Below are 20,927 nucleotides of genomic sequence, written 5' to 3' on the forward strand. Positions count from 1 at the left end.
TTCTTACCCGCTGCGCAAAGTCTCCTAACTTTATGTTAAAAAATCTACTAAGTCTCCTGACTTAGTAGAGCAAATAAAAAAACTTTAAGAATATTACCCCAAAACTGACTTTCTAATAACAGAATTAAATAATCTATACCCCAATTTTGAGCGAAGCATTTTCATGGCATTGGCATCAAAACCAACTGTATAACGAGTGAAATTCTTTTTAGGATTATTAGCGATACTAAAAAGTGTTTTGGTAATTTCTGGCGTAAGATTAGTGTTCTTTTTTGTCTTTTTATGAAGGATATCAGTAACCTTTTTCATTAATTGCTCATAAGCTGGTATTCCTGCCGTTTCAGATTTTACAACATGACTCTGAAAAGCTGTTGGTGCGTTTCCAAACTGAACTGTACTAACACTTATATTAAAATCTAATAGTTCATACGACATACATTCCGAGAAGCTTTCTACTGCTTTTTTTGTGGAATGATAAAAACTACCCAACGGTAAATTTACCAATCCCGCAATCGATGAGATATTGATAAACTGACCAAACTGTTGTTCTCTAAAAACCGGAATAAACGCTCGGCACATTTTTACAACGCCAAGCCAATTGACATCAACAATATGCTTTATTTTTTCATCTTCAGAAAGTTCTACAAAACTTCTGTAACCAATTCCGGCATTATTAATTACTACATCAACTGTTTTATGTTTTGCTAAAATTTCATTCTTAGCTTTCTCAATACTTTCTGAACAAGTAACATCTAAAACATAACTACTCACATTAGGCAATGCCACAACTTCTTTACCATGATCAAAACAGGTCATCGTTGCAATTACATGCCATCCGTTTGTAGAAAAATATTTAGCGGTAGCTGCTCCAATTCCGCTTGAAGCTCCAGTTATGAGAACAGTTTTCATTAGTTTCTTTTATCTATAAGAGTTATAGGTTTTCTACTCATAGGAGTAAAAATGATTTTGTTAAGCACGTCAGAAGCAACAAACTCAACCTTTGGCGTTACTCTAAGTTTTGCTCTAAAATGATCCTTAATTTCAGATAATAATTCATCTGAAGGAGTCGAAGAAGCTATTTTTATCAATATTTCATCGGTCCCTAAATCATTGGTAGAAATTTCTATAACATGATTTTGCACGGCTTCAAAATAATTCAACAGATCGTGCATCGCAGGCGGATACAACGTTGTTCCTTTATATTTTATCATGTGCTGTTTTCTACCCACAACAGGTCCTATTCTGGGTGTATTTCTACCACATTGACAAGGTTCTTGATGTAGTTTTACAATATCACCCGTTTTAAAACGCAACAACGGCATTCCCTCTACTCCTAGCGTTGTAATGGTTAATTCTCCACTTTCTCCATCTGAGACTGGATTATCGTTATCGTCAAGGATTTCGGTGATAATTAATTCGGGATGATGATGCCCTCCAGAAAAAGCTTCACATTCGGTAAACGCTGTACTCATTTCAGTAGAAGCATAAGTAGAAAAAAGGTTGATTTTCCACTTATCAGTAATCTTTTCAGCCAAGATAGAAGGCGAAAAGTCTTGATTACGCAACGATTCTCCAATACAAACCACACCTTCAATACTCGAGTTGTTATAATCTATATTATTATGTTCAGCGTACTCAATCATTTTCAGTAAAAATGACGGCACTGCAATTAGATACTTAGGTTTATACTTTAAGATAGAATCCCACTGCAATTCTGGAATTCCTGCTCCAACTCGGATAACACCTGCTTTTAGTTTTCGCAACCCCAGAAAATAGGCCAATCCTGCCATGAACCTTCTGTCCATAGTAGTCATTAGTTGCACTACATCGCCTTCTTTAATTCCTGCACAAGCAAAAGAAATGGCTTCGTTGTAGGCTAATCTTTCAAGGTCTTCATCTGTTAAACCAAAAGTTACTGGGCTTCCCAAAGTACCCGAAGTTGTAGCATAATCGATAATTTTATGCATAGGAACACAAAAAAAATCGTCATTATATTGCTGTAAATCGGTTTTAGAAGTTACTGGAATTTTTTGCAAATCCTCTATAGAATTCACCTCGTTGATATTGATGTTTTCTTTTTGAAATAACGCTTTATAATACGGTGAATTTTCACTTAAGTATACCAGCAATTCTTTAAGCTTCTTTTCCTGAAACTCCTTTATCTCTCCCTTTGATGCTTTTTCTATTACTGGAATCATTTCAATTTTTTATTTATCTTTTTAAGATATTTTTCTATATTTTCTTTGTCAGTAAGTGTTGTTATTTCTTTAGTTAAAGCAGTTTCAAATTGAATTTTTGCTTTTTGAAATTCTTTTTTCTGATAATAATACTCCCCTGCTTTATAATAAACAATCCAATGCTCAGGATTTAACTTTTGATAATCTGTTACAAATTCGCTCGATACCACTCCTTTGTCTTCTATTATTTTATCAAAAACAGTGCTTTGTGTTCTATATTTTTCATAATCCTGAAACTCTTTAGAATACACAAATTTATCTTTAGCAATAGTTAGAGAATCAGTGGCTAAAGCTACAAAATCATTTTCTTTTTTATCGAAAATTTTATTTAGATCATAGGCCACAAACTCTCCTAATTGATACGGATTTGAGGACACCCAAACCATTCTGCTCTCTGGTTTAAAAATTATGGCATGATGCGCTAAAAGTTGGTTTAATGATTTTTCATTTCCGTAACCAATCCTTTTTTCGTGCAAACCGTCTTTATTCCTTAAGATATCAGCCATTTTTTGAGGTGTCATTTTATCTTCTTTCTGTAACAACTCTTCTAGTCTATCGAAACGGTATTTTGAATGGCTTTCTTTTATATGCTCAACATTTCGCTCATCTGTTTTATACGGCTCACTTTGAAAATGATTGGTACATACTAAATGATTGTCTTGATTGGGAACTTCATATACTCCAAAATTATCTGGAGACGTTTCAATAAGAACTGCCTTCTTATCGTGAGCGCTACCAATCATCATAGATTCTGAAACAAAGACTTGACGTTTTTTGGCAATTTCGATGGCTTCATTAATGTTTGAAGCGTATTGCAGAATTTCGCGTGCAACAATAGAAATTGGCGTTTTGGCTACCAAAGGAATTTTAGACTTACCAGCATTAATCGTTATGGTAAGTCCTTCTTTGTTCATTCCAGAAACCACACCTATCATTCCGCCCCAAGTCACCATCATAAAAGGATGTCCAGTATCTGGCGTAACAAATGCTACAATTTTATCTTTTGCAAATTCATCTCCTGCATAAAAATCAAAGTTGCGACCCAATAATAGCTCTCCATCTTCGGTTTTATCACCCCATAAAGCCAAAGAAGAACAACCAACCAATGCTAAATCTTGCATGGCGTGGCCTATATCATGTGCTCCGTGCAAGTAAAGACTTCTTAAATATTTTGGTGCAATGGAATTGAAATCATCAGAGGCATATTGTGATACACCATAGATTTCGGTTTTATATTCCTCAGGAACATTTAAGTATAATTTACGATTATACCATTTCAAAAATTGACGAAGTAAACTTTGTTTAAAATTTGAAGGAACTATTTCTTTTACTTTGGAGAAAAATAGCCTTTCTTGTTTTTTTACCAAAGGTTCGCTTAATGCTCCCATAAGCAATCCGCGTTGTAACGGATCACCAGAAACATACAATTCCCAAATGTTTTGCTTATTTTTTATCAGGTAATTAGTTCCAGATGAAAAAACGGTATCTGAATGTTTTACAACACTAGGGACAGTTTGATTGTATCCAGTAATTTTAGGCTGATGATGTATAGATTTAGAAGTTCCACAAGAAAACAGTGAGAGCAAAACTCCAAGTACAAGAAAAAAATGGATTACTTTTTTCATTGCTTATCCTTCAACTCTTGGTTAATTTTTTCGATCAAATAATCCTTACCTAGTATTTCTGAACACGTAACAACAGCCCCAATAGTAACTCCAAGTACTCCGTGCATATTAATACTTTGTCCTGTTAAAAATAAGTTTTCAATTTTAGTTTTTGGAGAAATAAATGTTTTCATAGGATTATTAGAATCTTTCACATAACCATACAAATTACCATTATGACCACCAATATAATCTCTATAAGACAATGGTGTTGAAGTATGAATTGATTTAATGCATTCTCTTATTCCAGGGAATTTTTTCTCGATTTCATTTAAAAAAACCTGAGCCTTTGCCTCTTTGTATTCTTCATAAAGAGAACCTCTGTCTCCTTTTTCTGAAACTGTATTATGAGTATTTTCCCAAGCCTCAAACTCTTCAAATTTTAAATAGGTTATCGCTGTTAAACTTTCTGCCCAAACCTGATTTTCCTCAGAGATGTTCATCGATAACATATACGCTTCTGGCCAACTTGTATCTGAATATTCATTTGCATTCCAAACTCTTGTACTATCACGAAAATGATAATAATTGTGATTTATATACTTGAATGTTTCTGGCTTAAAAACCACATACAAACTAAATGCAGATGGAAGGACTTCTAAACTCTGTATACGGCTATAATACGATTTTCTGAGTCTGTTTTCTCCAACCATTTTTAAGGTGGTTTTTGGTTCTATGTTAGATATAAAAATATCCGCAAAGTATTCTTTCCCGTTTTTAGTTTTAACTGAAACTAAATTGTCATTTTCAAATCCAAAATCTACGACTTCACTATGTTTATATACTTCACCACCGTATTTCCTAAGTTGCTTAATTAGCTGTTTTGTTATTTGACTCCCTCCATTTATACAACGCCAAGAACTTTGAATATAAGAATTTACAGAAAGCGCATGTACATAAAAAGGTGTTTTATCTGCAATTCCAGCATATAGAAAATTGGAGCCAGCTAAAACAGCTTTCAATTTTTCGTTTGTAGTCAGTTCGTCTAAATACTTCTTAGCATTAATAGACAGGATTTCTTGCTGATATCCTTCTCCATTTCTCAAATTATATAAAGGAAATGAATCACAAGTATATATTATTTTTTCACAATATTTCTTTATAGTTTCTTCTTCTTCCGGAAAATGAACGGATAATTGTTTTATGAAATTTTCATAACCTTGAGCATGTGGATATTCGATATCATCGTCATCAAAGGAAATAACATCAAAAGCATCTTCATCCATTTTTTTTAAACGAAGACCGTCCATTATACCGATATAAGAGAAGTAATTGTATAGATTTTCGCCTTTATCTAATCCTCCTATATAATGAATTCCGGTATCAAAAATAGTTTTATCACGAACAAATGTCTGTAGGTTTCCACCGTACTGATTATTTTTTTCAAGAACGCAGACTTTTTTTCCTTCTTTCGCTAAAATAATAGCAGAAACAAGGCCACCCAAGCCGCTTCCTATGATAACTATGTCGTATTTGTTTTCCAAAATTACTTTACTAATACTATGATGTTTTGGCTTTCAGTCTCAATTTTAAAACCTACTTTTTCAAAATGACTTTTAGAATCAAAATTTGAAATAATAACAACTTTATTTAAACTTGAAGGTAAAACTAAATTTTCTAATTCTTTATCATCAACTTCAGAAATAAGTAAAACTGAATAATTAATACTTGATTCTGTTGAATCTAAATATTTTATTTCTCTTCTTTTAACCAAATAATTTGTTGTGGCAACTTCTCTTTTTTCAATATCAGTAATATAACTCTGAATTCTACGCTTAGGCTCCTGTATTGTCAGCATAAAATCTATTTGACCAAAATCATTTGCTAAATGCAAAATTTTTGCATCATCAGCTATAACTTTATTTAGTTGATAATATATTGATTTACGATTTTCAAAATCAGCTTTAACCGTTTTTACAATTTCTTCTTCTTTGTATAAAAAGCTTGAGAACAATTTATTTCTAAAGTAATTTTCATCTTCATATTCGCTTCTAATTTTTGCAAACTGCTGACGATAAAACTTGTTTATTTTTTTAGATCTTTCGGTATAATCTGCTCCAAATGAAATATCTGATGCTTTAATTCTATCTTCAATAACAACGCTTATACTTTCGTTATGAATCATAAAATCACCTTTTGGAGATGTTTCAGAATTACCATGAATATAAATTGGTAAAATATCTAAATTATATTCTTGAGCCAAGAAAAATGCCCCTTTATGAAAACGCTTTACTACATTATCATCGGAACGCGTTCCTTCTGGGAAAATCATTAATGAATAACCTTGTTCTATTTTTTCACGAAGATGATCTACACCTCCTTCAATTCCTTGCGAAACGGGATAGTAGCCCATTGCTCGAACTGCTTTACCAAAAATTGGAGAGTTATAAACCCAGTCATTTACCAAATACACAATTTTATGTGTTACCATTCCTAAAGCTAAAGTATCTAAAACCGATGTATGATTAGCAATTATCACTGCTGGTTTATCAAATTTCTCGCCCGCTTTATTTATAACTTGCTTTTTTACAAAAGGGTTAGAATATAATACTGAAGTCACAAATCTCGCCATGACTTTTCTAAAGAAAAGCATTTTCTTTTCGGGATTGATGGGAATAATTTTTAGCAAAAATCTACCAACGGTTGAGAGTAAAATTCCGCCCAAACTATAATACAATAATGAAACAACCGAATGTAAAAAAGTAAAAATCGTTATAGGAACATTCCCTTTTTTAACTCTGTTGAAGAAACAAAATCTATATAGAATAGGATACACTATAAACGTTATAATAAGTGCTGCAAAAACCCCAATTAATGATACCGATGAAATAGATCTTAAAGCTGGATGTTTCGCAAACACTAACGCTCCAATGGCCAAAATAGTCGTAAGTGCTGCTAAAATGATTGAAATACGATACGTTTTCATTTCATTTTTTCCGTTAGTGTATTCTTTTTGTAAAGCACTTGTCATGAAGATACTAAAATCGACACCATGACCAAATATCAATGTACAAACTATTAAACTAAAAATATTAAGCTGAATATTAAAAATGCTCATTATTCCAGCTGTAACAATCCCTGTAATAGCAATAGGAATAGCACTCACAATAACCAATTCGATTCGTCTAAAAAAGACAAATAGGATAACGATAACTGCAATAAACGAATAATTAATTAGGCTATTAAAATCATCTCTAAGTTTGCCTAAAAATGTTTCATTCATTTGTTGTCTATCGATGGTAATTACTTCTTTGTGAGTATCCATTCTTTTGACAAAATTGTCTCTTTGCGAATTTGAAATTTTAGCTACAGATGAAATCGTATAAAAACCATTCTTCTCGGTAACAAACTCGTTTAAAAATAATGCTTTCATTGAAGCATATTCAGTAAAACCAATTGGATTGAATTTCATATCCAATAAATCATAGAAATTTTGATGTGTTTCTGCTTTAAAACCTAATGAATTTCCATTGCTTATCAAATTATTTTTAACAAACTCTTTCTTTTGAGAAGTCCAAAACGAATTCCATTGTTGGATTTTTTTTAGTTGATCTTCTTTAGACAATACTATTCCTCCAATAGAGCTAAAATTTAAAATTTGCTTACTGTTTTTTTGGTCGGAAAGATTATTAAAAAGTTTACTATTGTTTTGTAAAGCTTCTTCAAATGAATTTCCATAAGAAGCCAAGTAAATCGATTTTGAAGTCAAATTTGAAGAACTTTCCAATTTTGCCTCTGCTTGTTTTATTTCGGAAGGAATAAAATTTAAATCAGACAGATTGTTATTGAACTTAACATTCCCGAAGGTAAAAAAGCTTACAACTACAACTAATACACTAGCTATAATTAAGAATTTATTTTTTTCGAATGAAAAACCAGCTACTTTGTCTAAAACTGTTTTTCTTTCGATAGTCTCATCGTTCTTTGGCTTATATAAGTGTGGAATGATTAACAATGAAAAAATTGCCGATACCATTACACTTATAGCAGCAAAAATGCCTAAATCTTTTAATGCCTCAGAGTTCACAAAAAGTAAGCACAAAAATGCAACTGCTGTTGTTGTACTACTCATAATTAAAGGCATTGTAATGTCTTTATACAAAGTATCTACATCACTATTATGTCGGTAATGCGTCATGATATGCAATGAATAATCAATCGTGACTCCCAATAAAACCGCACCAACACTTAAAGAAATAGCTGAAATTGTTCCTTCTAAGAATACCAAACTCGCTATGGCAATTGCTACACCAAATAACGTTGGAATAAAGATGATTATAGGAACATATATTTTTCGGTAAAACAGAATTAAAATCAGTAACAAAGCTCCAAGTGAAGCAAAAATGGTAGTGATAATATCTGTTTTTATTTGTTTTGCATTGGCCACTGCTATCAAAGAAGAACCGAAATAATCAACAGAGACTTTTCCTTTAAAATGACTGTTTAGTGCATCTTTAATTGAATACAACTTATCTGCAAAAGCGGTATTTTTTTCTGTTTCACTACCTCCTAGCTTTGGATTGATAAAAAGTAAAAGTTTTGATTCATCTTTAGTGATAACATAACCATTTTTAAGCTGAAATTCGTCACCAACACTCAATTGTTGAAGTTTTTTTAATGCTATAAATGAAATACCTAACGGATCATTTACAATAAAATCTTTGGCTACAATTCCTGTTGGAGAAATTAATGTTTTGTAATTTTTATCTACTTGAACAGCAATACTATCTTTATTGATTTTTTGTTGAATTTGTTGATAATCTTTGTCGTTTAAAAACAGCGGCAAATTATCGTAAACAAACTGAAAAGTTTCCTGAATATTTTCTTCGTCAACTTTACCTTGTATGTCTTTTATATAGTCATTACAGCTTTGAACAGAATCTAAAAAAACATCAGCAGCTTCAGACAAATCATCGACTGAACCGTTTTTATCCTTTTCTATAATAACAGTGATTTTATCAGAAAACTTTAACTGCTGAAGTACTTTAGCTGTTACATCTGACTTTTCATTTTTAGGAATAATTCTCGTTATGTCTTCTTCAAATTTAATTTTTGAAGCTAAAAAACCAAAAATCAACAAAATCAAAGCAGCAATTGATACTGCCAACCACTTGTTTTGCTCTACAAACTGATGAATTTTGATAAAAAAACGATGCATTTACTTTTTTGATTTTTTGGAAAGCGAAAGTACTAAATAACTTCCAACCCCAAAAATAAATGCCATAACAGTTGCTAAAATAAAACTTCCAATAAGATATTGAACAATGTTGGTTTTTACATGATTAAAGGTAATAGGATTGCCAAAAGTGAATTTTGCTTTGTCTTCTACAAAAAGACCTCCTACTTTTAAAGAACCATAGATTATAAAGGGAATCATGGGAGGAATACTTACGTTCGAAAAAGTAAAGGCTAATGCCTTATTCCAACGAAGAAGTACTGCTACAGAAATTACCATTGCCGTTTGAAATCCCCAAAATGGAGCAATACCGCAAAATACTCCTAGAGCAATAGAAAGCGCTTTTTTTAGATTAGAATCTGAACTAGAAAGCACATCTTCTTTAAAAAAAGCTATAAAACTTTTTTTTTTGAAACTCCTGAAAAAATTTCTTGGTTTAATATATAGGAATAATAAAAGAACCAAAACAGTATTTAAAATACTGATTCGGGTGAAATCGCGAAAAGGTCTAAAATGTGAAACCCTTTCAGTTGGATCGTACAGCACTTTTATTGGTACATTTTTTACTGGGATATCATTCCAAGCTGTACGGACAATGATTTCTATTTCGAATTCAAATTTTTTGGTAAAAAACTTATTCGGAATAGCATTCAAAGGATAAAGTCGGTATCCCGATTGCGTGTCATTCAATTCAATTCCTGTTTCGAACCAAAACCAGAAATTTGAAAATTTATTTCCAAAACTGCTTTTTTTAGGAACACTTTCATGAGACATGTTTCGGCTTCCTATCAACAAAACATCTTTTTCTTCGCTTTCTAGAGCATCAAGAAAAACAGAAATATCATCAGGAAAATGCTGACCGTCTGAGTCGATAGTAATTGCATAATCAAAACCTAATGACTTCGCTTTTCGAAAACCTTCTTTTAAAGCATTTCCTTTACCTTGGTTTTTACCAACGGTGATTAAGGTAATTCTTTTGTACTCATTAAGTATTTGAGAAGTAGTATCTGTAGAACCATCATTTACTACTATAACACTATTAGTTAGTTCTAGAACTCCATCTAAAACTCGCTGCAATGTCTTATGATTATTATAAGTAGGGATAATAACACAAACATTCATTTTTATCATTCTTTCTGAAACAGATACTGCAGAATACATGTGTGTTATTTTATTTTTTGCTTTTCAGCTTCGGTAAAAATTTTAGACTGATTTATGTAGGTTTTAATGTATTCTTTCAAATCCTTTGATTGCTTTTCAAACGAACTCACAATCATTTTTTTATCTTCATCAATATTAGCCTTGTATTTTAAAAACTTTGGTGTGTTTTCTTGAACGCTTAATCTAATTAGTCTTATTTCAGCATTGTTTGGCTCTTGCTTTACAGAGCTTTCAAGTGTTGTAACCCCTTCGATAAATAAATCTTTTTTATCTTTTCTATCTGAAGCGTATTTTGATTTTAAAGCTAATGCTGCTCCTTTATAAGCAAGCATTGTTTTGTTGTCTTTATTATATTTAGCTAACAAATTGTAAAACTTCTCAGCATTTTGTTTGCTTTTTGAAGCTGCATAATATTGATCTCTTACATCTGATGGATTTTGGATGAAAGAGAAAAAAGTAAACAATATTATTACTAAAGATTTCACTTTATGCTTTTATATAAGTATTCGTTAATTTAAGAGCTACAGTTTCATCAAACCTTGTAGTGTTTTTTACTTTAATTTCTGATACTAAATCACCAGAAATTTCAAGCTCTAAATCCAATTTTGGGTTGTTATCAGGATTGATAAGTGCCATAAATTTGACATTAGAAGAACTTTTCATAAACAAAGAACTACCCAGAATTTCCTGAGTAAGTTCTTTGATAATTTGCATCATACAAACACCTGGTGTTACAGGATTTCCAGGAAAGTGTCCTTTAAAAATGTCATGCTCTCTATTAAGCAAAACAACTGCATTGTATTTGCCTTCAGCAATATTTTCTAATTTCTCGACAGTATAAAAATCTTTTAGTAACATGTTTGTAATCTTTATTTTATTAGAATGTATAAGTGATACCTGTTTGGAAAACAACATTTGTAGAATCCCAATCACCATTATCATTAACAGGAATTATTCCTTTTTTAATTCTAGCTTCTATTCCGAAGTTTTTTGTAATATCAAATCCAGCTCCTAAAAAGAATGCAAAATCGATAGCTGTTAAATCATCATTATAATAGTAATCATTATTATAATAATAACCATCATTATAAGCAGTCCCTAATTTTTTTCCAGCATCTTTAACTTTGATATCAAGAGTAGGCCCAAGATGAATATTGAATTTATCAAATTTGAATTTATTAGCTACCCCAAGTGATAAATAAGAAACTTTAATTTCTGAATTATAACGTCTATTATCCACATCAATATACTCATATTTAGCTCCTTGTCTAGTATAGTTAATCTCTGGCTGAAGTGTATACACTTTAGACAAGTTTAAAGCACCAAAAGCACCAATATAAAAATCAGTTCTAGTACTATACTTTTCATTTGGGTTATCTGTTTGAGTTAAATGAGCAAAGTTGGCTCCTCCTCTAATTCCAGGTCTAAACTTAGACTGTGCATTAACTTGTGTAATTCCTAAAAAGCATAAAAATGCTACAATAATTGTTTTTTTCATTCGAAATTCTAGGTTAATTAATGATTTGATTTAATTCAATTTTTAATTTAATGTTTTTATGATTGATCCTAATCATCTCGGCAAAAGTAGTGTTTTTTGACTCAAATTCGAAAACTACCTTTTCTTTATATTTTGAGGCACTTATCAATTTGATCAATTTATTGTCATTCCTATTAATGAAAAAATAAATAAATCTTTTATCGTTATTTGATTTGTAAACATTGAATAAATCATTTTCAAAAGATTGATTTATTTGATGATGAACTTTAAGCAATAATCTAAAATCTTCTTTCAGTGTATTTAAAATAATTTTTTTATCTAATTGCTCAATGATATAATTTACTTTAAACTCATTATCGGACAATTCAAAATCCATCAATTTATTTCCAAATTCGGTTGTAAAAACAACCCTATGTACTGAATCTGATATTTTTTTGGCAACAAAAATTCCACCTAGTTTATTTCCATAAACCTCTATTTGAGCTTTATAAACATAATCTATCTCTGGATTATCAAAATAGGGATTTTTAAACTCTTTTATAGAAGTTTGCTTAACAACAGAATTCTGTACCTGATATGGTTTACAGGATACTAATTGAAATAAAAGAGCACTAATTAGTAAAAGCCGAATCATCAATTTTTGCATTAACTTGCTTGTTTTTAAATACAATTTTTGTGTAATCGCCCGAAGGTTCTATAAGTTTAACTTGCGAAACAGTCGACTCATTTTCAGGAAAAAATAAATTTACTTCCTTAATGTACTTTTTAATCGTAGCTGTCTTAGGAAACAATTTTGCAATATTAAAATCTTTAGTTTTATAATAAACAATTGTAAATTCATTATCATCAAACATATTTCCACTCACACTTCCTACAATAAGTTTGTTGATCTTTTCAAACATTTTACTTTTTGCATCAACAGTACTCTTATTCCCTTGATCGTTGATATATATTTTATTGTTTTTAAAAACAATACTATATTGATATGGTTTTGTATACTGCCAATTAAGCAAATTTGATGCTTTAAAAGCCATTTTACCAGAAGTTTCTATGTCTTTTGATAAAAAGTCCATGTGTTTGTACTGTACAAAATCAGTTTTAAGTGTTTTTATACTTTTCGTTTCTTTAGTCACTTCAGCTTTAAAATTTGTAATTTCTGAATTTGACATTTTTTGTTCTTGGGCAAAACCTATTAAAACAAAAAGTAAAAGTATGACTGTATATAATCTAGTTTTCATAAGCCGAAATATTCAATAATTCATCTACGGTTATCATTTGATAATTCTCCGATTGCAAAAATAGCAATAACTGTTCCAATACATTCACTGTTTTTAAAGAAGTGTCGTGAAGCAATATAATTCCACCCGATTGAATTCTCTTTTTTATGCGTTCTAAAATTTGTGATTCATCTTCAATTACTGTATCTAAAGATCTTATATTCCAACCTATTACAGAATGTCCAGTTTTTGCAATTGCCTTAGCTACATTAGGATTAGTAACTCCAAAAGGAGGTCTAAAAAGAAGTGATTTTTTTTGAATTTTATTTTCTAATAAAGTATTTGTTTGAGTAATTTCTTGTTCAACTTCATTTGTCGAAAAGAAACCAAAAGACTTAGAATGTGAATACGTATGATTCCCAACAGTATGTCCTTCGCTTACAATTCGTTGTAAAATGTCAGGATGTTTTTCAATTTGTGTTCCAATGCAGAAAAAAGTTCCTTTGGCATTGTATTGTAAAAGAAGATCCAAAACTTTATCAGTCATTTCATGTGGACCATCATCAAATGTAAGAGCTATTCTCTTGTCATTTTCATTCGGATTGTTTGAATAGGCTTTTAAGAAATAATTCAAACGAATATCAAATGAACCCCAACTGGTAATTCCTATAAATCCTAAAAAAAGTAATATATACCACCCCCAATCTGCCCTAATAACAAAAAGTAGTACTAGAAAGCACAATGCCAGAACAATACTGAATTTATGCTTTGACATTTTTAAGCAGAATTAAACTGTGATCTTTACCAAGATATTGATTATAGAGTAAAATCGTTTTATATGATTCTTTTTCTAAACCATTCATTTGAACAATAGCTGGAATTTGTTGTTGTTTCATGATGTTTGCAGCAATCCACAATCCAAAACCTGAAGCCGTATTGTACTCTCCACTTAAATGTTTGTAGAAAGCTTGAGGCGTTTCATTAAACAATGTTGAAGAAATTTTATAATAATCATCATAAGATGCATCACCGTTATTTCCGAAAACAACTGCATCAATATCAGAAACTGATAAACCATTTGCCTTTAAAAATTCGGTAACAAAATTTGCTACTTTTTCTGGTTGCAAAGCACTGTATATACTAACGTCCTCAATTTTAGCATAGGTTGTATCAGTTGAAGTGTTTGCTAGAGCAAAAAAGTTAGCTCCTTCACCAAATACAACACCTTTAGAGTTTGAATTCAAAACCGAATAAGGTTTATCTTCTTCACTTTTAATAACTTGAACCAATTTAAACAAGTCTAAAGTATGTTGAGAAGTCTCATCAATACCACCCACTAAAACATTGGTAACTTCATTATTATCCAACTGCATTTTGGCATCGATCAAAGCGGTTTCCATAGAAACAGCTCCATTAACATAGGTAAAATTGTAGTTTTTACATTGCAATCCAAGTGCGATTTGAGCCCCAACCGTATTGTGTGTCGATTGAATAAAAGATGTAGGTGTTAAAAATTGCTCATCATTGTCTAAAATGGCTTTTAGAAATTTTTCCGAATCCTCAACACAACCCATTCCGGTACCGGTAATGATAGCATCGGGATTTTTGATTTCTGCTTCTTCCAGTGCTTTAGTTGAAGCATAAATTCCCATTTTTACCCCTTTGGCCATACGACGAATCATCGCAGGAGGAATCATTTCTTTATAAGAGGGTTGCTGCGCATACAACACATTTTCAGTTTCATTAATGGTCATTTCGCTCAAAAACTCCGAATCAAATGTTTTTTGAACCGATACGATTCCCATTCCATTGATATAGCAACCTTTCATCTCTTATTCTATTTTAAACAGTTTAAAGTGTAGTCTTTTTAATTTTTTGAAAATATAACCGTAGAACAATTTCCTCCAAAACCGAAAGAATTTGACAATACGTGTTTGATTTCTTTATTTTTTAATGTAGTCTGCGGAATCAGATTGAATTCTTCCATAGGAGTTACAAAATTCAGATTCGGGAAAATAACATTGTTCTGCAAAGCCAAAACGCTATACACTGCCTCGATAGCCGCCGCAGCTGCCAAAGTATGACCTGTAAAGGCTTTAGTAGAACTGAATTCTGGAGTTGTATCACCAAAAATACGGATCAAAGCACGACCTTCTGACAAATCATTGTTAGGTGTAGCAGTTCCATGAGCATTAACGTAATCAATATGTGAAGGCTCAAGTCCAGCAATTTTCAGTGCTTTTTCCATTGCTAAAAAGGCACCATCTCCATTTTCTGAAGAAGCCGTTTGATGATAAGCATCGTTAGCATTGCCAAAACCAGAAACGTACGCCAAAACTTTTTTATTTGATTTTTGAACTAATTCATCCGATTCTAAAACCAAGAAAGCAGCAGCTTCACCTAAATTCAATCCTTTACGGTTATTATCAAAGGGAGTGTTATAGGTATCCGATAAAATCATCAGAGTTTTAAAACCATTGATGGTGAATTTTGCCAAAGCATCGGTCCCACCTACAATTACTCGATCTAGTTTTCCTTGCTGAATCATACGTGCGCCCATCATAATAGCATTCGCCGCTGATGAACATGCTGTACTTATCGTTGACACGAAACCTTCTAAACCAATATATTCTGCTATTTTATGAGATGAATCTCCAGCATCATGGCTACTAATGTATTTTTGACATGTTTCATCTTCGAAGTATTCGTAATAATACTTCTCAGTCATGTCCATTCCACCAACACTTGTTGATGAAATCAAACCCGAACGACAATCATTTAGATTGGTAATTCCAGCATCTTCAACCGCTTTTTTGGCGGCATATGCTCCCAACATTGCCGTTCTGGAATAATTATTATCAGGAGTTAGTCCAAGAAGTTGCTCTAATTGTGGATTGGTTAATTTAATTTCCCCGACTTTGATAACATCTTTATGAACCGTGTGGAAATTTTCAATTGAAGAAATCCCTTTTTGTCCTGTTACCAGTGCGTTGTAATTCTCTTCTACGGTTTTCCCAATAGAAGAAATGATTCCCATTCCTGTTATTGCAACTTTCATTTTAAAATTAGATTTTAGAAATTAGAAGTTAGAAAACTAACCTAATTTGAATTTTCTTTTAAATTCATCTTTTTTAGAATTGTAACAAATATAGCTGTTAATTCATTCGATTCTTTTAATACTTTTTCAAGAACATTTAAATCTATCCACTCAAACTCTTTAATTATTTCAAGTCAAAATAACGTTTCATCAGCTTCTTCTAAAACTATATTCATTTTAGCAATAAACTCTTTATTACTTCTTGCTCTACAAGCTTCTCTGTAATTTGCTCCAACAGAACTACCTGATTTGGCCAATTGATAACTTACAACTTTAACTGAAGTTTTGTTTGGTAATAAATCTACTATTTCAAAAATAGAAATTGAAAACTGTTTTGTTCTAAGTTTTAGTTCTGAACTCATGTTTTCTAATTTCTGATCTCTGATTTCTAATTTTATTTAGTTCTGTTTGCAGTGATATAAGCAGCCATTGTATCGATTGACTGGAAAATGTTTTTTCCTTCTTTTGGATCTGTCAATTTGATACCATAGTCTTTGTCTAACAATACGATTAATTCTAAAGCATCAATAGAATCCAATCCTAAACCGTCACCGAAAAGTGCATCATCATTGTTAATATCTTCTACTGCAATATCTTCTAAGTTTAAAACTTCAATGATCTTAGATTTTAATTCTTGTTTTAAAGCGTCCATAATGTATTTGTATATAATTGTTTTATCGATTCTAAGTTATGTTCTTTGCAAGAAGTATTTGTAGGATTCTTTTCCACCAAATATAACACTGCTTTATATTTTTCTTGATATAATTCTGTCCAACCGCAAAGCACTTTCTCTGCCTTTTTGGATTCTAGAAGATTATTGGCATAATGCAACATAAATTCCGAAGGAAATTCTTCAAAAACAAAAAATGCATTTTCCGATTTTAAATTGTGTTTGATACTAATTTCTCCTATGCAAATATTAGGAAGTGTATAAACAAAAACCGCTGGGCTTGGAAAATAATTTTCTTTGCTTGCTATTGATTCCTGATATTTCACATCTGTATCCAAACTTGACGAACGATTGGCAAAAACTAAAGCGATGTCGTTTTCTTCTTCATTAGAATTTGCCATATCTTTCAAAAGTAATTCCGCAGATAAAAAGGCTAATTTACTCAAATTGTCCATTTTAAAAAATTTGGGATACTCTATCTCAAATTTCTTGTACACTGCTTTTGAAAATTCTGAGAAAGTAGCATCCTCCAAAACAAACTGATTTTCCCCCGAAAGGAAAACGCTATTGTCTTCGATGATACAACTTGCCGATATGTAACTATTAAATTCCAATTTATTTCACTTTTTCAAATAGTACTGCCGTATTGCAACCTCCAAAACCTGAAGCTGTCTTCAGAAAATAATCTATCTCGACTTCTTGATTTTCAGTAATTACATTAATAGACTGACTTACCCCTAAATTAGAATACCCTTTAGAGATAATCAAACGATTTTGCTTGGCACTTTCCATCGCCAAAACGGTTTCCAATAATCCAGAAGCCCCAAGCGTATGACCATAATAGCCTTTCATACTATTCACGGGCACTTCTTGCAACCCTAAACGATTAAAAGCAATAGCTTCCATTTCGTCATTGTACAAAGTAGCAGTTCCGTGTGCAGATATATATTTTATTTTATTTTTATCTATTTTTGCTTCTTTCAAAGCACTTTCTATACTTCTAAACAAACCTTCACCTGTTCTCGATGGCCCTGAAATATGATTTGCATCATTTACCGCTCCGTCACCAATAATTTTAAAACTATTTGGTTCAACTTGAGCTTCATCAGCAGTAATATAAACCGCGGCAACAGCTTCTCCAAGCGTTACTCCTGTGCGATTCGCATCGTAAGGCATACAAGGTTCTGTACTCATTGCCTGAAAGGAATTGAATCCCGAAAGCACAAATTCTGAAACTTCATCTCCTGCTACCACAAAAGCATCATCGTAAAGACCTGATTGAATCATTCGTTTGGCAACCGAAACTGCTAAAATTCCAGAAACACAAGCGTTTGAAACCACAATCGGCTCCGTTTCAAATCCAAAATAAGTGCTTATTTTCTTAGCTAACAGAGCTAATTGAGCACTTTCGACAGAAATCTTTTCATCTTCCAAAAGACTAATATTTCCTTTAGTACTCGAAAAAATAAAGGCTATTTTTTTAGTGATTTTATTTCCTTTCACCAAAGGCTGTAAAGCCAGTATCATCATTTTCTCGAGTTTGGTAAAATTGTTACCACTTTCTACCTTGTCAAAAGCCAATTCTAATGCTTCTTGATCTACAACTGAAGCATAAAACGACTCCAATTGACCAACATCCTGATGCTTTTTAATACCTGAAATGTTTTTTTGAAGCGCTTCCCAATTGGAAACCACATCAAAACCCAAAGGTGTTATGCAATTACTCGCTGTAATGTAAACGCTTTTCTTCATTACTTCAACAATCCTATCTTACGTTTCCATTCTTCAAAAAAAGGTGGCAAATTTAACACCAAATCTCCTTTGGCATCTACAAAAACCTGAATGGTTTCTCCCGTACAAACTACTTTTTCGTTAGCGTCAAAAATCTTATATCTAAAAATCATTTTAGCCGCTGGAGTATTAACAATTGTAGTCTCTATACGAGCTACATCTCCATAACGCAATGAGAGTTTATGCTCACATTCTGACTTTACAATAGGCGTTGTGTATCCGTTACGATGAACATCTAGATACGATATTCCATGTTTACGGCCAAAAGCTTCTCTTCCATCTTCAAAATAAGTAATATAATAGCCGTGCCACACGATTCCTAAAGGATCGGTTTCATTAAAACGTACACGAATTTTTTTCGATACGGTTAATTCAGTTACTTCATTATACTGCTCTTTTTTTCTTATCATAACCTATAGCAATAGTCGTTGTAATTATAAAAAACAAAAGTAATAAAAATATTTCCGGCAGAATTTCGACAAAACCTCCGCTACGTAACAACACATCATAAAAAGCATTTAGCCCCCAGTTCATAGGAGAAATATGTGAAGCATATTGCATGATTTTAGGCATGGCAAAAACCGGAACCCAAACGCCTCCTATTGCCGCTAAAATAACCACTGATGTTGCCCCAAAAGGCGCTGATTGTTCTTGTGTTTTTGCAATTGTACCTAACAATATTCCAAAACCAATAGCTGCAAGGCCAGAGAATAAAGCTACTGTACTCATTAAAAGCATTCTACCCTCAATATCCAAAATAGGTAATCCTAAATATGGGAAAAGATAAACACCAACAGCAACCATCAGCCAAAATTGTATCATACATATAATTAAATAGGTAGCTGTTTTACCTAAAATAACTATAGCATAGGGAACTGGATTCGTAATTAATCGTATTAATGTTCCTTGGCTTTTTTCTTTTACTATATTGATAGATAATGGCACCACAACAAAAAATATGGCAAACAATGTCCAAGCTGGTACGTTGTGTTGTACCGAATTGGGAACGATTTCTTTATTATCTATTTTAGGAACAATTTCTTTGAATGAAATAAAGCTTTTTTGATCGAAAATTGGAGCATCTCCTTCTCCTAATTGGTCTTGAAAAGTTGCATAAATCGATTTATTTTCGATTTGAGAAATCATTTTATCGATAGCACTTTTCACACCATTTTTAAAAGTCAATTGAGTAGCTGGGTCAAAGTATAGTTTTACTTCTTTTGGAAGTATTTCTTTGTTTACAGAAGCCACTTTTGTGCTGTCTTCCATTCCGAAATTACTCAAAATCTTGTTTACATTTTGATTCACTTTTAATTGTAAATCGGAACTTAATTTTTCAGGGATAACTATTGCTAATTGATATTTCCCTTTAAAAACAGCATCTTTGGCTATGTCTTCAGTAATTTTTTTAGCATCAATTTCGGTAACAATTTCAAAAGAACCACTTTCGTTTAAATTTTGCTTTACCGTTTTCGAAATATCACCCTGGTCATTATCTACTAATAAAACAGGAATTTTAGCATCGGAAACAGCTTTGAAAGTACTGTCTTGTATTAATGTAATAGTTACAATAAGTACCAAAGGCATTACAAACAAAATGACCAACCCACCAAAATCTCTTTTAAGTAAAAGAATTTCTTTATAAACCGACATTAAAAACTTATGCATCATCACGTAATTCTTTACCAGTTAATGAAATAAACACATCTTCAAGATTATGAGCATTTTCTGTTTGTGCAATTAATCCTTCAGGAGTTCCTTGCGCATAAATTGTCCCTCTATCTATAATAGCAATATGAGTACAAAAGTCTTGTGCTTCGGTTAAATGATGAGAAGTATATATAATTGAAGTTCCTCCTGCATTTAATTCTTTCAGATATTCTATTATTACATTTTTAGATTGTACATCGACACCAACAGTAGGTTCATCTAAAAATAAAACCTTTGGATTATGAAGTATTCCAGCGATTAAATTCACTCGGCGTTTCATACCTCCTGAGAAAGTTTCCACCTTTTTATCAGCAAACTTTAAGAGACCTAAATGCTCCAAAGCAGCATCTACCTTTTGGCAAAGTTCTTTTCCTTTTAAACCATACATACTACCGAAATAACGAAGGTTTTCGCGAGCCGTTAAAGTAGGATACAAAGCATATTCCTGTGGTACAACTCCAATCGTCTTTTTGATTTGTGTAGCGTTTTTATCGTATGAAAGTGAATCTATGGTAAATTTTCCTGAAGTAGGTTTAATTAAACCACATAGCATAGAGATTAAAGTCGTTTTTCCAGCTCCGTTTGGCCCCAACAAACCAAAGATTTCTTTTTCTTCAATTTGTAAATTTAAATTCTGAACAGAAAAATCTTCGGAATCTTTATACTTTTTATAAAGCTCATTAATATGAATTATTGGCACTCCCAT

Annotated in this window: 21 protein-coding genes; all 21 read right to left on the reverse strand. The window is 31.9% G+C overall.

The genetic code is table 11. The features are described from left to right. Positions 1 to 93: 93 nt before the first annotated feature. A complete protein-coding gene (locus LJY17_RS07615) occupies positions 94 to 909 on the reverse strand; it encodes an SDR family NAD(P)-dependent oxidoreductase (protein WP_264543244.1) in 816 nt (271 codons plus the stop codon). Next, positions 909 to 2,198: a phenylacetate--CoA ligase family protein gene (locus LJY17_RS07620; RefSeq protein ID WP_264543245.1), complete on the reverse strand. Its 1,290-nt coding sequence runs from the start codon at positions 2,196 to 2,198 to the stop codon at positions 909 to 911. The genes LJY17_RS07615 and LJY17_RS07620 overlap by 1 nt, the downstream gene beginning before the upstream one ends. Continuing rightward, complete coding sequence (locus LJY17_RS07625; RefSeq protein WP_264543246.1) at positions 2,195 to 3,862, reverse strand: C45 family autoproteolytic acyltransferase/hydolase; 1,668 nt, start codon at positions 3,860 to 3,862, stop codon at positions 2,195 to 2,197. The genes LJY17_RS07620 and LJY17_RS07625 overlap by 4 nt, the downstream gene beginning before the upstream one ends. Continuing rightward, a complete protein-coding gene (locus LJY17_RS07630; RefSeq protein ID WP_264543247.1) occupies positions 3,859 to 5,385 on the reverse strand; it encodes a phytoene desaturase family protein in 1,527 nt (508 codons plus the stop codon). Before LJY17_RS07630 ends, LJY17_RS07625 begins: the two co-directional genes overlap by 4 nt. Before the next feature lie 2 nt (positions 5,386 to 5,387). Then, positions 5,388 to 9,059, reverse strand: coding sequence for a 1-acyl-sn-glycerol-3-phosphate acyltransferase (locus LJY17_RS07635; RefSeq protein WP_264543248.1), 3,672 nt, complete (start codon positions 9,057 to 9,059; stop codon positions 5,388 to 5,390). Further along, on the reverse strand, positions 9,060 to 10,238 hold the full coding sequence (locus LJY17_RS07640) for a DUF2062 domain-containing protein (protein WP_413614507.1): 1,179 nt from the start codon (positions 10,236 to 10,238) through the stop codon (positions 9,060 to 9,062). Positions 10,239 to 10,243: 5 nt separating this feature from the next. Next, complete coding sequence (locus LJY17_RS07645) at positions 10,244 to 10,723, reverse strand: hypothetical protein (RefSeq protein ID WP_264543249.1); 480 nt, start codon at positions 10,721 to 10,723, stop codon at positions 10,244 to 10,246. A 1-nt stretch (position 10,724) separates the two neighbouring features. Continuing rightward, a complete protein-coding gene (locus tag LJY17_RS07650; RefSeq protein ID WP_264543250.1) occupies positions 10,725 to 11,096 on the reverse strand; it encodes a 3-hydroxyacyl-ACP dehydratase in 372 nt (123 codons plus the stop codon). Positions 11,097 to 11,115: 19 nt separating this feature from the next. Beyond that, the gene (locus tag LJY17_RS07655; protein WP_264543251.1) at positions 11,116 to 11,736 is read right to left on the reverse strand and encodes a porin family protein; all 621 of its coding nucleotides are present in this window, start codon (positions 11,734 to 11,736) and stop codon (positions 11,116 to 11,118) included. Between the two features lie 13 nt (positions 11,737 to 11,749). Further along, entirely contained in the window at positions 11,750 to 12,370 is a 621-nt protein-coding gene (locus tag LJY17_RS07660; protein ID WP_264543252.1) for a hypothetical protein, read from the reverse strand. Next, positions 12,348 to 12,974, reverse strand: coding sequence for a LolA family protein (locus LJY17_RS07665; protein ID WP_264543253.1), 627 nt, complete (start codon positions 12,972 to 12,974; stop codon positions 12,348 to 12,350). The genes LJY17_RS07660 and LJY17_RS07665 overlap by 23 nt, the downstream gene beginning before the upstream one ends. Continuing rightward, positions 12,964 to 13,728, reverse strand: a complete 765-nt coding sequence (locus LJY17_RS07670; RefSeq protein ID WP_264543254.1) for a polysaccharide deacetylase family protein — start codon at positions 13,726 to 13,728, stop codon at positions 12,964 to 12,966. The genes LJY17_RS07665 and LJY17_RS07670 overlap by 11 nt, the downstream gene beginning before the upstream one ends. Continuing rightward, entirely contained in the window at positions 13,715 to 14,782 is a 1,068-nt protein-coding gene (locus LJY17_RS07675) for a beta-ketoacyl synthase N-terminal-like domain-containing protein (protein WP_264543255.1), read from the reverse strand. The genes LJY17_RS07670 and LJY17_RS07675 overlap by 14 nt, the downstream gene beginning before the upstream one ends. 38 nt (positions 14,783 to 14,820) lie before the next feature. Further along, positions 14,821 to 16,011, reverse strand: coding sequence for a beta-ketoacyl-[acyl-carrier-protein] synthase family protein (locus LJY17_RS07680; protein WP_264543256.1), 1,191 nt, complete (start codon positions 16,009 to 16,011; stop codon positions 14,821 to 14,823). A gap of 173 nt (positions 16,012 to 16,184) precedes the next feature. Beyond that, positions 16,185 to 16,412, reverse strand: coding sequence for a four helix bundle protein (locus LJY17_RS07685; RefSeq protein WP_264543257.1), 228 nt, complete (start codon positions 16,410 to 16,412; stop codon positions 16,185 to 16,187). 32 nt (positions 16,413 to 16,444) lie between these two features. Further along, positions 16,445 to 16,702 (reverse strand): phosphopantetheine-binding protein, encoded by a 258-nt coding sequence (locus tag LJY17_RS07690; RefSeq protein WP_264543258.1) that lies wholly within the window; start codon positions 16,700 to 16,702, stop codon positions 16,445 to 16,447. After that, positions 16,690 to 17,334: a 3-oxoacyl-ACP synthase gene (locus LJY17_RS07695; RefSeq protein WP_264543259.1), complete on the reverse strand. Its 645-nt coding sequence runs from the start codon at positions 17,332 to 17,334 to the stop codon at positions 16,690 to 16,692. The genes LJY17_RS07690 and LJY17_RS07695 overlap by 13 nt, the downstream gene beginning before the upstream one ends. 1 nt (position 17,335) lies before the next feature. Continuing rightward, a complete protein-coding gene (locus LJY17_RS07700; protein WP_264543260.1) occupies positions 17,336 to 18,472 on the reverse strand; it encodes a beta-ketoacyl synthase N-terminal-like domain-containing protein in 1,137 nt (378 codons plus the stop codon). Beyond that, positions 18,472 to 18,921 (reverse strand): acyl-CoA thioesterase, encoded by a 450-nt coding sequence (locus LJY17_RS07705; RefSeq protein ID WP_264543261.1) that lies wholly within the window; start codon positions 18,919 to 18,921, stop codon positions 18,472 to 18,474. The genes LJY17_RS07700 and LJY17_RS07705 overlap by 1 nt, the downstream gene beginning before the upstream one ends. Next, positions 18,896 to 20,182 carry an ABC transporter permease gene (locus LJY17_RS07710; protein ID WP_264543262.1) on the reverse strand — a complete coding sequence of 429 codons (1,287 nt, stop codon included), beginning with the start codon at positions 20,180 to 20,182 and terminating at the stop codon, positions 18,896 to 18,898. Before LJY17_RS07710 ends, LJY17_RS07705 begins: the two co-directional genes overlap by 26 nt. Next, positions 20,172 to 20,927 (reverse strand): ABC transporter ATP-binding protein, encoded by a 756-nt coding sequence (locus LJY17_RS07715; protein ID WP_264543263.1) that lies wholly within the window; start codon positions 20,925 to 20,927, stop codon positions 20,172 to 20,174. Before LJY17_RS07715 ends, LJY17_RS07710 begins: the two co-directional genes overlap by 11 nt.

The sequence above is a fragment of the Flavobacterium hankyongi genome (assembly GCF_036840915.1).
GTDB classification, from domain to species: domain Bacteria; phylum Bacteroidota; class Bacteroidia; order Flavobacteriales; family Flavobacteriaceae; genus Flavobacterium; species Flavobacterium hankyongi.